This is a genomic window from Acinetobacter towneri (assembly GCF_001758345.1).
Classification (GTDB): domain Bacteria; phylum Pseudomonadota; class Gammaproteobacteria; order Pseudomonadales; family Moraxellaceae; genus Acinetobacter; species Acinetobacter towneri_A.
On sequence record NZ_MKQS01000026.1, the window covers coordinates 1 to 12,833 of the forward strand.

Annotated in this window: 12 protein-coding genes and 4 pseudogenes; 6 read left to right on the top strand and 10 right to left on the bottom strand. The window is 38.7% G+C overall.

Features of this window, described 5'->3' with window-relative positions:
* The 4 genes and pseudogenes from BJN41_RS11570 to BJN41_RS11580 form a co-directional block, all read left to right on the top strand.
* Nucleotides 1–246 (top strand): DDE-type integrase/transposase/recombinase (locus tag BJN41_RS11570; RefSeq protein WP_034589764.1); only part of this gene is annotated, 246 nt, incomplete at its 5' end.
* A 29-nt stretch (nucleotides 247–275) separates the two neighbouring features.
* Nucleotides 276–386, top strand: a pseudogene (locus BJN41_RS15420) (IS3 family transposase); the annotation flags it as partial.
* A gap of 306 nt (nucleotides 387–692) precedes the next feature.
* Nucleotides 693–1,193, top strand: a complete 501-nt coding sequence (locus BJN41_RS11575) for a YqhA family protein (RefSeq protein ID WP_070155377.1) — start codon at nucleotides 693–695, stop codon at nucleotides 1,191–1,193.
* A 184-nt stretch (nucleotides 1,194–1,377) separates the two neighbouring features.
* A complete protein-coding gene (locus tag BJN41_RS11580) occupies nucleotides 1,378–2,298 on the top strand; it encodes a TerC family protein (protein ID WP_264754242.1) in 921 nt (306 codons plus the stop codon).
* Between the two features lie 270 nt (nucleotides 2,299–2,568).
* Here BJN41_RS11580 and BJN41_RS16090 read toward each other — a convergent pair whose 3' ends face one another.
* The 4 genes and pseudogenes from BJN41_RS16090 to BJN41_RS14855 form a co-directional block, all read right to left on the bottom strand.
* Entirely contained in the window at nucleotides 2,569–3,435 is an 867-nt protein-coding gene (locus BJN41_RS16090) for a recombinase family protein (protein ID WP_081406299.1), read from the bottom strand.
* 144 nt (nucleotides 3,436–3,579) lie between these two features.
* Nucleotides 3,580–3,735 (bottom strand): annotated as a pseudogene (locus BJN41_RS11595) (recombinase family protein); the annotation flags it as partial.
* Nucleotides 3,736–4,094: 359 nt separating this feature from the next.
* The gene (locus tag BJN41_RS11600) at nucleotides 4,095–4,274 is read right to left on the bottom strand and encodes a hypothetical protein (RefSeq protein ID WP_070155382.1); all 180 of its coding nucleotides are present in this window, start codon (nucleotides 4,272–4,274) and stop codon (nucleotides 4,095–4,097) included.
* A 124-nt stretch (nucleotides 4,275–4,398) separates the two neighbouring features.
* Nucleotides 4,399–4,506: pseudogene (locus BJN41_RS14855) on the bottom strand (IS3 family transposase); the annotation flags it as partial.
* A gap of 164 nt (nucleotides 4,507–4,670) precedes the next feature.
* Here BJN41_RS14855 and BJN41_RS11605 point away from each other — a divergent pair.
* Together BJN41_RS11605 and BJN41_RS15165 are read left to right on the top strand one after the other, a co-directional pair.
* Entirely contained in the window at nucleotides 4,671–4,919 is a 249-nt protein-coding gene (locus tag BJN41_RS11605) for a type II toxin-antitoxin system Phd/YefM family antitoxin (protein ID WP_000192612.1), read from the top strand.
* Nucleotides 4,909–5,196: pseudogene (locus tag BJN41_RS15165) on the top strand (type II toxin-antitoxin system RelE family toxin). Before BJN41_RS11605 ends, BJN41_RS15165 begins: the two are co-directional and overlap by 11 nt.
* A 164-nt stretch (nucleotides 5,197–5,360) precedes the next feature.
* Here BJN41_RS15165 and BJN41_RS11615 read toward each other — a convergent pair.
* The 6 genes from BJN41_RS11615 to mobC all read right to left on the bottom strand — a co-directional run bounded on the left by BJN41_RS11615 (nucleotide 5,361) and on the right by mobC (nucleotide 12,616).
* A complete protein-coding gene (locus tag BJN41_RS11615) occupies nucleotides 5,361–6,665 on the bottom strand; it encodes a Y-family DNA polymerase (RefSeq protein WP_070155384.1) in 1,305 nt (434 codons plus the stop codon).
* A 15-nt stretch (nucleotides 6,666–6,680) separates the two neighbouring features.
* The gene (locus BJN41_RS11620; protein WP_070155386.1) at nucleotides 6,681–7,259 is read right to left on the bottom strand and encodes a LexA family protein; all 579 of its coding nucleotides are present in this window, start codon (nucleotides 7,257–7,259) and stop codon (nucleotides 6,681–6,683) included.
* A gap of 1,555 nt (nucleotides 7,260–8,814) precedes the next feature.
* Nucleotides 8,815–9,087: a NadS family protein gene (gene nadS / locus BJN41_RS11625; RefSeq protein WP_000369782.1), complete on the bottom strand. Its 273-nt coding sequence runs from the start codon at nucleotides 9,085–9,087 to the stop codon at nucleotides 8,815–8,817.
* Nucleotides 9,080–9,400, bottom strand: a complete 321-nt coding sequence (locus tag BJN41_RS11630) for a type II toxin-antitoxin system RelE/ParE family toxin (protein ID WP_004977497.1) — start codon at nucleotides 9,398–9,400, stop codon at nucleotides 9,080–9,082. Before BJN41_RS11630 ends, nadS begins: the two co-directional genes overlap by 8 nt.
* Nucleotides 9,401–9,558: 158 nt before the next feature.
* A complete protein-coding gene (locus BJN41_RS15170; RefSeq protein WP_081406301.1) occupies nucleotides 9,559–12,090 on the bottom strand; it encodes a relaxase/mobilization nuclease domain-containing protein in 2,532 nt (843 codons plus the stop codon).
* Nucleotides 12,074–12,616 (bottom strand): plasmid mobilization relaxosome protein MobC, encoded by a 543-nt coding sequence (mobC, locus tag BJN41_RS11640; RefSeq protein WP_004977505.1) that lies wholly within the window; start codon nucleotides 12,614–12,616, stop codon nucleotides 12,074–12,076. The genes BJN41_RS15170 and mobC overlap by 17 nt, the downstream gene beginning before the upstream one ends.
* Between the last annotated feature and the right edge of the window lie 217 nt (nucleotides 12,617–12,833).

Genomic DNA, 12,833 nt, shown 5'->3' on the forward strand with positions numbered 1-12,833 from the left:
GGTAAATGTCCACCAGACCTTGAGCACAGGCAGATTAAGTATAAAAATAACGTGATTGAATGTGATCATGGCAAGCTAAAGCGGATCATCAGGGCCACATTAGGATTCAAATCTATGAAGACGGCTTATGCCACAATTAAAGGTATTGAAGTCATGCGTGCACTACGTAAAGGACAAGCATCGTCATTTTATTATGGTCAGCCTCAGGGTGAAGTGTGTCTAATCAACAGGGTTTTCGGTCTCTAAGTACTTTTTAAAGGGAACATCATCGACTCAAATCTCTATTTGCAACAGTGCCAGATTATGCAACAAACTGGTTGTGGCATTACAACCATGAAAGACCACACCAAGCAAACAAAGGAAGGCCACCTCTAATGGCTGCTTAACCTCTACTTTTAACTTCGGTTATTTATGGGAGGATTACCGGGGAATGCCTATTGCAGAATTAAGGCATTTAACAGGAAGAATTGGGGAACTTTATGTAGCTATGATGACCTTAGGACAATTAGCTGATTCAGTTAATCAGAGAGGTTATGATGTAGTTTCCAGTACTGGACGGCTTTGTTGYACAAAGATATCATAACTATATGATTTTWAAAGTTTTGATTATTTTTTGATCCAAAATTAAATTTATTTAAATCAGATGCTTACATATTTATGCAACAAAGCCTCATTTTAAGGGATGTTATCAAGTGCTACAAAATTTTTTTGAAAAGAGTAGATTTTTAGTTATTATAGTTATTATAAATTGCATACTATCTTCTATTTTTTTATATTTATCAACTATATATCTTCTAATTGATGCAATAAYTTTTATTATAAAAAATATATATGCAACTAATTTTGAAGTAAAAATAGTTGTTGTTAAATTTTTAAAAATCCTCGATGTCTCGTTAATTGCTATTACATTTCATTTAATTTCAGCAGGTTTTTATAAATTATTTATTCGACAAGCTATTTTTGACAATAGTTCTTTTCTTAAGACACTATCAATTAATAAGTTTCATGATCTAAAACTTATTATATTACATGTATCTATTATAGTTATAGTCATCTTGTTTTTAGAAGATCTTGTTGCTTTTGGTGGAACTTTAGCCAACTTATATGCTGGTATTTCTTCTAGCCTAGTCATATTAGCAATAATTTTTACTTGTAAGCTATTCGATAATGATCATCACAAAGACGATGAATAACTTAAATCGCAAGGACTCATTTATAATTACTCTTTTATTTGAGCATTTAATTGAAGTTAAGATTAGAGATCGTCATGTATTGAGAAAAAATGTCTGATTCAAACTTCACTAAACTCAAAATTGCGTCAAAGATTGCAGCTTCAAATAGAAATACTGTACTCTTTCTTTAATCAAAAAATCTCCGATCCTTATTGTACTTGTCCTGCTTATTCTAGATCTTGGAGTATTTCATCGTAAGGTAAGAGAGATTGGTGTTAAAGAAAGCTTAGCACTATCAGCATTTTATATTACATTAGGTTTACTTTTCGGCGCATGGGTGTGGTGGTATCTCGGACCCACGGCAGGGATTAACTATGTAACCGGTTTTGTAATTGAAAAATCATTAGCGATGGATAATATCTTTGTCATTGCAATGATTTTTTCATATTTCTCGATACCAAGAATTTATCAGCATAGAGTCTTATTTTGGGGAATTATAGGTGTAATTTTTCTAAGAGCTATCATGATTGGCGTGGGCGCAACACTGGTCAGCCAATTTTCATGGGTTCTTTATATATTTGCAGCCTTTCTTATTTTTACAGGGATAAAAATGTGGCTAAGTGTTGATAAAGAATATGAAGTCGGAAATTCTCCTATTTTGAACTTTATTAAAAAAAGATTTCGTGTCACTGAGCAGCTTCATGCAGAGAAGTTCTGGGTGAAAAAGATTGATCCAAAAACTAACCAATTAACCTGGTTTATGACACCACTTTTTCTAGCCTTGATCATGATTGAATTTGTAGATCTGATCTTTGCAATAGATAGTGTTCCTGCGATTTTTGCGATTACGACAGATCCATTTATTGTTTATACTTCAAATATTTTCGCAATTTTGGGATTACGTGCTTTATATTTTGCCCTATCAGCAATGGTCGACCGCTTCCATTATTTGAAGTACGCATTAGCAGTATTGTTAGTCTTTATTGGATCAAAAATTTTTATAGCTGATGGATTAGGTATAGCAAAAATTCCACCGCCAGTCTCCCTTTCGATCACGTTCATCATCTTGTTTACAGGAATTCTATACTCTCTTTGGAAAACAAAAGATCAAAGTACTCATAGGTAAAAATTACAATCCTTTAAATAATTAATAGCTACCAATAAAACAGTGGCTGTTAATTATTCTGATTATAAGTTTTCCTAAAATTAACATAATACACCTTATACGTAATGTGTTATAATTCCACTTAGAAATCAATGCTGTAGTTTCTAGTTGATAGCCCACCTTCCCCAAGGTGGGCTTTTTTTGTGATTTTTCACGTTCCACGCTTAAAATTCGAACAGTGTTTCATGATTTTTATAAGTTAAACTAAATTTAGTTGCTAATCCCAATAAGCTATTCACTAACTTGTAAATATCGGTATACCGCCTGACGACTAATYCCAAAAGCTTTCCCTAATGCCATTTTCGATGGATACTTCCCCTCCTTCCATGCTTGTCGTAAAGCTTCAGCTTGGTCAGGCTTTAGTTTATGCACCCGACCTTTGTACTTCCCCTGAGCAGAGGCGAGTTTTATTCCTTCCTTTTGCCGCTCTAAAATGATCTCACGTTCGAACTGTGCAAAAGCACCCATCATTTGAAGCATCAAATTATCCATCGGGGTGGATTCGGCTGTAAAAGTAATATTTTCTTTTACAAACTGGATGGCGATCCCTCGTTTGACCAGTTTATCTACTTCAGTNCCAAAAGCTTTCCCTAATGCCATTTTCGATGGATACTTCCCCTCCTTCCATGCTTGTCGTAAAGCTTCAGCTTGGTCAGGCTTTAGTTTATGCACCCGACCTTTGTACTTCCCCTGAGCAGAGGCGAGTTTTATTCCTTCCTTTTGCCGCTCTAAAATGATCTCACGTTCGAACTGTGCAAAAGCACCCATCATTTGAAGCATCAAATTATCCATCGGGGTGGATTCGGCTGTAAAAGTAATATTTTCTTTTACAAACTGGATGGCGATCCCTCGTTTGACCAGTTTATCTACTTCAGTGACCAAATCTTTTAGGCTTCGCGCAAAACGATCCATTGAATSTACAATCACCCTGTCCCCTTCCCGGACATAGTTCAACATTTCCTGAAATTTAGGTCGGTCAGTATTTTTACCTGAAGCACGGTCAACAAAAATCCGGTCGACCTCAATTCCTTCAAGTTGACGTCCAGTGTTTTGCTCGACAGAACTTACCCGGACATACCCTACTTTTTGGCCTTTCACTTTTTCACGCCCCAATTGGATAAAAATGAACAATTTCGTAAATTATAATTCTTTAACACTAAAGTTACATGTTACTTATGATTAAAAATCATTTAAATGATACATAATTTCATGAACTTTCAGATTGTAACTTTAGGGTATANGGACATAGTTCAACATTTCCTGAAATTTAGGTCGGTCAGTATTTTTACCTGAAGCACGGTCAACAAAAATCCGGTCGACCTCAATTCCTTCAAGTTGACGTCCAGTGTTTTGCTCGACAGAACTTACCCGGACATACCCTACTTTTTGGCCTTTCACTTTTTCACGCCCCAATTGGATAAAAATGAACAATTTCGTAAATTATAATTCTTTAACACTAAAGTTACATGTTACTTATGATTAAAAATCATTTAAATGATACATAATTTCATGAACTTTCAGATTGTAACTTTAGGGTATACTCTAAATTCACATAAAATTTCTTATAAGAATTTCTTTGTAAGTTTCGAGTAAAGTTCTATAAAATCACCTAAATTTTTAATTCATGATTCAAGTTATTGAATATATTTAATTTTAGTTCATTAAATTTTTTTTGATTTTTTGCATAAAAAACTGTAAATTATTAATTAATCACAGCATATATTCTTAATATTGTTGTGAGTCACCGCGAATGCGGTTTATAGATGAAAGAAAGCCTGGGCTTTTTCACTTGCCATGTGAGTCACCGCGAATGCGGTTTGTAGAATACCCATGCCCAACACAATGCTTGCAGCAGTGTGAGTCACCGCGAATGCGGTTTTTGAGTTATCGTATAGGCGATTTTTAGATCCTTTCAAGCCACTGAAAGTTATACTCATTTGTAAGTTATCGCATATGCGATTTTCAGAAAGCCCATTTTAAAAATGGGCTTTTTTGATGGTGAGTTATCGCATGATTTTGAAATTAGTTATTTAAGATTCTCTATAAACATGTCACCTTTCGCTCCAACTCATCAACTGATTTAAATTCCTCACCATAGCAACACTCTGATTTTAGTATTCCAAAGAAGCTCTCCATTGCAGCATTATCTAGGCAGTTGCCTTTAGCCGAATCAACTACACATTCAAAGATTTATTGCTCTTTTAGTATTCATTTATGTTTCTTGTAAGAGTTTTTAAAAGTACATTTAATCATGCTTTTAAGTGTGCTATTGTTCCTGCATTACTTGTAGTAATTCACCCAGACGCCAAACACTATTCTATAGAGACTTAACCATGACTCAATTAATCCATGCGCGAATGACTGCAAGTATTACTGAACTCAAAAAGAGTCCGATGGATACAGTGCTCGCAGGCAAAGGCGAACCTGTCGCAATCCTCAATCGTAATACACCAGCGTTTTACTGTGTTCCAGCTGATCTGTATGAAACGATGATGGAACAACTAGAAGACCTAGAACTGAATAAGATTGCAGATGCTCGTGCGAATCAGAAACGCATTCGAGTAAATATTGATGACCTATAAGTTAGACTTTTTAGAAGAAGCATTAGCAGAATGGAATAAGCTAAATCCAAGTATTAAGCAGCCATTGAAGAAGCAGTTGATCAAGGTTTTGTAGAATCCTCGCATTCCCAAAAACAAGTTGTCAGGATATCCTAACCGCTACAAGATTAAACTTCGTTGTATTGGTTATCGTCTGGTTTATGAAGTCGTTGATGATGAGGTAGTTGTCATCGTGATTGCTGTAGGCAGACGTGAAAACAATGCCGTCTATGATGATGCCAACTCTCGTCATTCATAAATGATGTAATGCCTATAAGCAGGTAGTGTCTATGAAAACACTCATGTTTATGGGCATTTTTGATGTAGATAATCTTTGATTAGATAGTAGTAAATTACAACTATTTTGAAATCAAAAAACAACTATTATGAAACCAAAACGAAATCAATTTATAGGCAGGACATTTACTTCACACAAAGCAGTTGATCCCATTTAAAGTAGTTCTGTGTTAGCCGATTTCGTGACATATTCCATGTTCTGTTCGGCATTAAACTCGCGCCCAAGGCAATCTTGGTTTTGCCATACTTAAGATGAATCGCTTCAAGGGAATCCATCAAGGCATTACTGACTTCGATGTGCTTCATGTCGGTAAACATGTCATACACATGACTTGCCTTTGGTTCGAGACACGTCAGAATCACGCCACATTTCTTGAATGCTATATCCTTTGCATACAAGCCATCAATCATCGCTGTAGCGAGTTTAGAGAGCACCAACAGGTTGTCGGTAGGTTCTGGTAAAGCCAAGGATAAAGACTTGTTGTAGAAGGGCTTTGAGCTATCAAATGGGTTTGATTGTACGAAACCAATCAAACAACCACACAACAGATTATCATCTCTCAGTCTGCTAATCGCATCCATGACATACAATGACATGGCTTCTTTAAGATCATCAATGTGGTAGATGCGTTGACCAAAAGAACGACTAGCAATGATTTGCTTCTTGGCTGGTGGCGTATGTTCCAGTTCAATACAAGCAATTCCCTGCAGTTCCAATAAAGTTCTGTGCATCACTACAGAAAATTGGTCCCTGATCATCAGAGGGGAAGCCAAGACAAAATCCATAACTGAATGAATCCCCAAGCTGTTGAGCTTCTTGGAATGCTTTCGGCCTACGCCCCAGATTTCACCAACATCTATGGCTTGATGCAGAGTTTCAGCAGAGCATGGATCCATTGAAACCAAGTTGCAAACACCATTGAAGTAAGCGTTCTTCTTGGCAATATGGTTCGCTAGTTTCGCTTCAGTCTTTGAGCGTCCAATGCCAATACATACAGGTAAACCAAGCCAAGAAAACACACGCTGACGAATCTGATGGGCATATTCAGTCAAGTCGTAATTCCCTGAATGAGCTGTCAGATCCAGAAAGCACTCATCAATTGAGTAAATCTCCTGCTCTTTGGGAGATACGAAATCGGACAGTATTTTCATGAATCTGCGAGACATCTCTGCATACAGTGCATAGTTGCTCGATAGCACCTGCACCTGATGCTGCTCTACGATGTCCTTGATCTGAAAGAGAGGAACACCCATCTTAATGCCCAAGTCCTTGGCTTCCTGAGATCGAGCTACAGCACAGCCATCATTGTTGGATAGCACAATGACAGGCTTGTTGTTAAGGCTAGGGTTGAAGACACGTTCACAACTGACATAGCAATTATTGATGTCTACAAGTGCATAGATCTTCTGGTGAGCTACTTGCATGAGCATGAAACCAATCAAGTATTAACGCTTTCTGAATGGCTTGATGACAAAAGTCACTACACCCCAAATTAGCATTTCCTGCCCATCTTGCAGATGAATGTCGGAATACTCAGGGTTCTCTGCTTTAAGCCAACGATTATCATCACCTTCGATCATGAGGCGTTTTACAGTGAACTCGTTGTCTATTAGTGCAATTACGATGTCTTCATGCTTGGCTTCAATGCTGCGGTCTACAATCAGTTCATCATCAATCTCAATACCTGCATCCCTCATCGAAAGCGATGCGACCTTCACAATGAAGGTTGCAGCCTCGTTTTTGATGAGGTGTTCATTCATATCCAAGGTTTTGTCTATGTAATCCTGAGCAGGAGAAGGGAAGCCAGCCGCAACCTTTTCTGAAGCCAAGGGAATGTGCATCGAGATAGACGGATCTACAAGTGTAATTGAGGCTATATCATTGAACCTGGCTTCCTTGGATTTAACCAGGTAATTCTTGATCTCGATGACACGAGATTCCGGTACACGAATTACCTTTGTAGGTTCATCATAATTTGCCTTACGACCAGCACCTTCCCGAAATCCCCCATGATTACTCTTCATCTGATGCCCCCCATTATTTGATTAAGTTACAAAATCAAATATATTATTGGATGTATTACAGATTCAAGACTATTTCGATAAGTGGTGAGACGTTAATGACAGCTTTTTTAATATATCTATTTCTTCAGTGACCTTTTATCATTCACGGATTCAAATAACTACTGCTCAATTTCTATAAAAGTGTACAGAGTAATAATATTTGATGCTCTCAATCTGCACTAGTCCCCCCACCATGCTTCGCTTTTGGCTCATCATGGGTGGTGAGCTAGAGCAGATTTTCGGTAATATTCACCCTACCTTCGCTAATTTTAAAGTTAGCTCAGGTATTTGAATATCACCCTTTAAAAACATCACAGTATGGAGCCGCTGTCGCTTTCAAATCGGTACAAAGTGAGATGCGCCCAGATCACTTCGCAAGAGAGTATTTATAGGGCTGAATCCCTATCCCGCACACGCCTTTCTCTCTACACATGCCCGAACTTGTGGAGGTTATCCCTGCCGATCATTCTACGGTTACATGTGCTATTCCCGGCGTCCCCTCAATAGTGCAATACATCAGATTTGAGGGCGGTTATAAACCTTTAGTTGCTATGCCTGCCGTCACTTGTCCACCTGCACACAGCAACCACGAAAGACTAAGCCGACTATAAAAGTCGCACTTACTAACTTAATCTTTTGTACAGACGTAGTGAACGAACCGAAGGGTTTAAATGGTATTAAGAAGAGCATTTAACGAATTTTTTATATTTCAGGCATTGTATCCGAAGCAGTTCCTTAAAAAATTAGACTGTGTACAAAAGAATTTACATATAAAAACTTGTACAAAAGAATAATTTCCTTAAAATATGAGGAACTGGCAGTTACAAGCCTTGGGTGATTGTCGTATAGAGTTGCAACCTCTACACGATATTTCGTTAAAAGATACTAGTACTATCATTTAGCTGTAACGCCAACTAATTTAAGTTAAAGGCCCTTGTGAAAACAAGGGCCTTTACATTTCAGTTACACAAAAAATGAAATTAGCTATGTTAACGGGCTGTTATGTGATTTATACAGCACTTTTACCATAAATCGTGCCGGGTTTGTCAGAAACTTTTTGTTTTTCTTATTACTTAAAAAATTAAAAGGCAGAAGTTCGAGCTTCTGCCTTTTACTAAAACGACTATTGATATAACCATGGTACGGTTAGTTGTTCTAGTCATCGTATTATACAAAAAATCATGCTGTTGCACACAATTTTCGAGTAACTGAACCCTCGACAGTCCCCATCCCAGCTTTTTCAGGGCACAAATTATCCCCAATTTCTGCAGATACACCTAGGGCAGTTTTTAATCATCTTTGTATGTATTTACTTACGTCAATTCCGGTACTTTGCTGCTATTCGGAACATTGGAATTTTCATATGATAGATTCATCGGGAACAGGAAGCTCCACACAATAATAAGAATATAGATACGCACAAGGACAGTAAGGTACGACAGGAGTTATACCGAGCGACCCCATACGAAAAACCCTGGCAGGATGCCAGGGTTTTTTCATTTCTCGTATATTTAACTTAAATCAGACCCGGGTGAGCATCCAGAATACGGATTAATGTCGCTGCAGGGCCAGTTGGATAGCGACGGCCTTGTTCCCAGTTTTGCAGGGTTCTCGCGCTGATATGCAAACGTGCAGCAAATTCAGCCTGGGTTAAGCCTGTTTTTTCACGTACTTCTTTAATATCTGGCAGTTCAAGCTCTGTGACTCGACTTGCCTTTATCTCATTACGTTTGATGGCCCCAGCTTCTTTGATTGAAGCAACCAGATCATCAAATAAGTTGTTATCCATGAAATTGCTCCTTTACTAATTGACGCAGGATCGAGGTTTCTTTGTCTGTCAGATTATCTTTCACAGACTTTGGATAAGCCACCAGAAAAAAGATCTGATCATCTTCTGTGACCCAATAATAGATCACGCGGATACCACCACTTTTTCCTTTATTGCCTTGAGCACAACGTACTTTACGAATTCCTCCACCATTTTTGATTAAGTCACCCTTATCAGGCTGTATCAGGAGATCTTGCTGGAGCTGACGATATTCTTCATCAGTGACAAGCTCTCTGATTTGCTTGGTAAAGATACTGGTTTCAATGAATAACATAGATTTATATACGTCAATGGCGTATATAAATTTTAGCAGTTTTAGATTAAAAAAACGAGAGCTAGAGACTCTATGTAAACCCCAAATAGAAATGTCCGCTTTCAAATCCACACTTTTGCGATTATCGAAGCGGACGGTTTATATCATCAATGCTGAAATTAAAAATCTAGATCATAATCACGATTTGGCTGCTTTTCAGGTTCATAAGTTTGCTCTAAGACATCGCTTTGAGGAATCGGCTTAGGCTTTTTCACCTCGTGGATATGGCTCTTTATGTTCTCAAAACTCTCTAAACACGATTGATATGACGCTCTTTGATGTTTCAAATGATCGTTTTGAGGCTCTAAAATAATTTCACATTTCAAATAGTTAAGCATGCATCGGTCGTTTTTGATGATCTCCTCGATTTTGTCATAGTCCCATGTATTGATCATTCTGCTTGCTTGGCTGATGTATTTCTCCAAGTTTTGAGCTTTTTTCTGCACACAATCAATCAATTGCAATAGATTATTATCGTTGTATGCTTGCTGTTGTTGGGCTGAAAGTTGTTTGTGATCAGCAACGTAACCGGGGTAATAAGCGTCAATTCGCAAGTCACGGAAATCTGTAGCCGGCTTTGGTTTGGGTCGAATTTTAGCGACTATGGGTTCTAGTTGTTCAAGTTGTTGATTAAGGTCATTAATCGTTCTACAGTTTCCCCAAGCGTATTGATCTGCTTGCTTTGCATCTCCAAGTCTGTGTAAAAGTCGGTTGGTACCTGCAATTGCAAGATGATTGAGAGTGCTGCCTCCAGGTCTGTCTGCTGTGTGCGTATCGTCTGTTGAATGGGTTGTAATTCGATCTTCACTAAGTCTCTGACAGTAGCTTTTAAATTCAGTTGATTTAATGCTGTCGTCAATTGCCTTTGCAATTGGATTCTCAAGTTTTCTTGAAATGCTTGCTGTAATTGCTCCGAAAATTCGCCCTGCTCGAGCTTTGAAAGTTCTACTTTCATAGCCAAAATTAATGCTTGTTGAGCTTCTTTCTCTGAGTTCAAGTTGTTGATTTTGTCCTTTAAACTCTGCTCTACTTCGCTGTAAGTGGTCAAAATATTCTTTAATGAACTGACCTGTTGACTCAAGACTTCGTTTTGTTCTGCTAACAAGCTGTTTTGTTGACTCAACAAGGCGTTTTGCTCTGTCAAAAATTGGTCGATTTCGGTCTGCATGACTTACCTCCGTAGGGTGTTCAAATAATTGATTTGGGCCGTGATTGCTTCTGAGTTCTGTTGAATGATTTGTCGTTGCGCTTGGATGGTCTTTAAGTTTGTACTGGACTGATAAATCGTATAAAAACTGATTAAAATCATCAGCACCCCAAACAAGATCATCCCGCATGAAATGTATTTTGCTTTTTGCGTATTCAGTTTTTCCGTGATCAGCGTTTGTATTTCGCTCTCGATTTGCCCACTTTGATTGACTATCGCTTGCTGCACTTGGGCCTGGACTTGGGCTTGGATGCTCTTCTGATCTATCGAGATGTTCTGCAACTGGTTGTTGATTTTGCTCTGTAGAGCCTGAGTTGATATTGAAAACGAATCTATGCTCGATTTCACTTTTGATATTTCCGTAATATCTATACTCGCGAGTTTTGCCTGGAGTTCCTCGATTTGCACGGTATAGCTGGCTGTCAGCGTTTTTATTGCTTGGGGGGATAAATTCCCTATCTCGGTCAAAATCGAGTTGAGGTGTAATTCCAGGGCTGTTGTCTTCTCCTGTACTTTGTGCAAAAGCGTAGTGCCGTTGATGATAGGCTGCTCGCTTTGCTCGATAAGTTTCTCGAAGTTGATCAGCCTGTCGGAGAGCTGTTGCAAGCTCATCTGCAGTTGCTCGGCTTTCTGTTGCTGCTCGTAGACGCTTTGAATAAAGTCCAATTTCGAATTGTTCATGATAATAATCTCCTCTGAGTCTGTGTGTTTTGCCGTTGCTTAATACGACACTTAAAAATTCTTTACTTTGCTTAACTGATTTAACGCCTTGGAGTTGCTCGATACATTTGACAATATCCGCCCTGTTTTTTACTGTTTGCGTCTTTAAAAGCGTTTTGACGAGATTATCAACAGTCTTGCAAAACTGCTTTTTTCTAAGTGTCTTCAACTCTTCGCTTGCAAGGATTTTTTTGGCTTGTGCATTAAGTTTTGCAACGTGATTCGGCTCTTGCGTTGTTTGTGTCCAAGTGATGTCATCAGGGCGCGACCACTCGTATTTTGTGTTGAAGTAATCTCGTAATGCGTCGAAATGTTTTTCGTGTCCTGGCGGGGCAATATTCAGTGATTTACCACTTTGAATATCGAGCCGTGGCGTTAAAACATGAATATGTTTTGAGCCGTCATCATCAGTGTGCAGAACAGCAAAAAGGTGGTATTGAGACTGATCAAGTCCTGCAAAAGCGTGTTTTTCAAAGTCATTTAAAACTTCCAGGATCTGCTCGTCAGTCGGATCATCGTCTTTTGACCATGCGACTACTCCACTGGTGTACTTCCACAGGTGAGGGCTTGCATTACAAATGGCATTGAACGTGGTCGCATCACCTCGTAAAACATGAACGCCAGCACGCAGATTTCCTTGATGATCGAACTGATCTAAAACATACGCTGAAGCGTGTGCAGCCKACCCTTTTCCGTGATCCAGAAATTTAATATGCACTTTCATCCTGCTCCGCTAAAACAATCGAAGGTAGTGCCTGGTCAACATTTAAGTCTTCCAGTTGCTTTTGAAGCCGGTCAGGGCTTTGTCTGCCGATTTTAGGCAGTGCGGGAAATACTTGTTCTAACTCAGTTTGGATACCTCTTAAAACAAGCAATACGCTGAAAATATCAAGCTTCTGCTGTTCTTGGGGATTCGCATTTTTGATGATATTTAAAGCACGGGCCATCTGATTCAGGTTGTTACCAATACGACCCAACTCCAACAGTAATTTGGGATCGGCCTTAGGAGCAGGTCGCTGCAGGATTTTTTCTGGACGACGGTGGCGCTTTTTGATCTCAGGTTCAGGCTGGGCAATGCCTTCCGTTTCTTTTGGCACGGTGTGCTGAGTTTTCATAAAAGCCTGTCCAATCAGCCAATGTACAAAATCCGTAAAATTCATGCTGTTTGCAATTAGCAGCTGATCCAACTGCTGTTCTTGCAGCGCTAAAAAGCGTAAGCGCTTTGTAATGGTTCGTTTACCAGTTTTCATTTTTATCCCGTCATCAAATTTGTGAAGTTTGGGGTCTTAGGGGGTCGCCCCTAACAAGCCCTGTTGCGTACCAGAAAAGTGCACGTAGTGCAGTTTTCTGTAGCTACAGGTAGGCTTGCTTATTAGAAGCAGCTTCTAAAAAACACAGAAACTTGCTTTCGACGAGAACATACCAAATATGAAAAAATTGAGTTTTCAAAAGTGATGATTTGAGAAA

Bases quoted from the DNA above. Each gene is read 5' to 3' on its own strand.
- BJN41_RS11600 (WP_070155382.1), bottom strand. From the start codon at position 4,274: ATGAGTATAACTTTCAGTGGCTTGAAAGGATCTAAAAATCGCCTATAC.
- BJN41_RS11605 (WP_000192612.1), top strand. From the start codon at position 4,671: ATGACTCAATTAATCCATGCGCGAATGACTGCAAGTATTACTGAACTC.
- BJN41_RS11615 (WP_070155384.1), bottom strand. From the start codon at position 6,665: ATGCTCATGCAAGTAGCTCACCAGAAGATCTATGCACTTGTAGACATC.
- BJN41_RS11620 (WP_070155386.1), bottom strand. From the start codon at position 7,259: ATGAAGAGTAATCATGGGGGATTTCGGGAAGGTGCTGGTCGTAAGGCA.
- nadS (WP_000369782.1), bottom strand. From the start codon at position 9,087: ATGGATAACAACTTATTTGATGATCTGGTTGCTTCAATCAAAGAAGCT.
- BJN41_RS11630 (WP_004977497.1), bottom strand. From the start codon at position 9,400: ATGTTATTCATTGAAACCAGTATCTTTACCAAGCAAATCAGAGAGCTT.
- mobC (WP_004977505.1), bottom strand. From the start codon at position 12,616: ATGAAAACTGGTAAACGAACCATTACAAAGCGCTTACGCTTTTTAGCG.